Below are 890 nucleotides of genomic sequence, written 5' to 3'. Positions count from 1 at the left end.
GGCAGAGCCGTGTGGAGGCCCTTGGACAGGAGATCGACCCCCGACATCTCGGTCAGAACCATCGTCTTCGCAGCGGCGGTGAGAGCGGCCTTGCGATCCCGCACTTCCTGATGGCGGATGCTGATCAGCCGGCGGCCCTGCGGGAGGCGGTGACCAGCATGTTGGAGGGGAGGAAGGAGGGGGCGGTCATTTGCGTTCCGAGAAGCAAGGTTGTGTATGAAGCACAACCTGACTCCTCACCAGCGCCTTGTCAACAAGGTTGTGCCTGAGCTACAATATTTTTGTGAAATACGGAGAGCTCGTGTCCATTCGCCTTACCCCTCGCCTGTGCCGCGCAGGCAGATCCTTTTTGGCCTGGGAACAGGCAGATTTGCATGAAGCCTCGGGCGTCTCGAAATCTACGATTGGCGCATTCGAGCGGCGTGACGAGACCGCCAGCTTAACAACCATGAACAACCGCGCTCTGGTCGAAGCCTTTGAGCGCGCCGGCCTGGAATTCATCCCCGAGAACGGGGGAGGGGCCGGCATCCGGTTCCGGGAGCGGAAAGCCTCTGTCGCTTCAAACTCAGGCACCTCATAAAAGGCCCGATTTTCTATTCGGCATAGGGGTATGGGCAGAGGGGCAGGCTATAATTCGAGAGCCCTAGAAGACCCCTTTAGATAAATCGCAAAACTTACAATTGAGTACGGTATTGTACGCAATCGATTGATAGATTTATCTAAATCGGTGAAAATTAAGTGCTTTAAACCTGTGTGGCCTATTAAATCGCGAAGCTGAGGTCTAATCTCGCCGCATTGTTGGCCAATACGATCGGGCGCCGATGACAGAGAGCCAGCTTGTGCTCCCGCCTTAATACTCTGGGCGGTTCAATGTCCAGTGAAAAAAAAGA

At 55.2% G+C, this 890-nt stretch carries 1 protein-coding gene; it reads left to right on the top strand.

All coding sequences use genetic code 11. The annotated features are described in order from the left end of the window. Nucleotides 1–301 precede the first annotated feature (301 nt). Nucleotides 302–580: an XRE family transcriptional regulator gene (locus tag G3T14_RS24340; protein ID WP_163645030.1), complete on the top strand. Its 279-nt coding sequence runs from the start codon at nucleotides 302–304 to the stop codon at nucleotides 578–580. The last annotated feature ends 310 nt before the right edge of the window (nucleotides 581–890 follow it).

It is taken from the genome of Methylobacterium sp. BTF04, assembly GCF_010692745.1.
Taxonomy (GTDB): domain Bacteria; phylum Pseudomonadota; class Alphaproteobacteria; order Rhizobiales; family Beijerinckiaceae; genus Methylobacterium.
The sequence above is the reverse complement of the archived record's forward strand: the minus strand, read 5'-3'. Positions and strand labels throughout refer to the sequence as shown.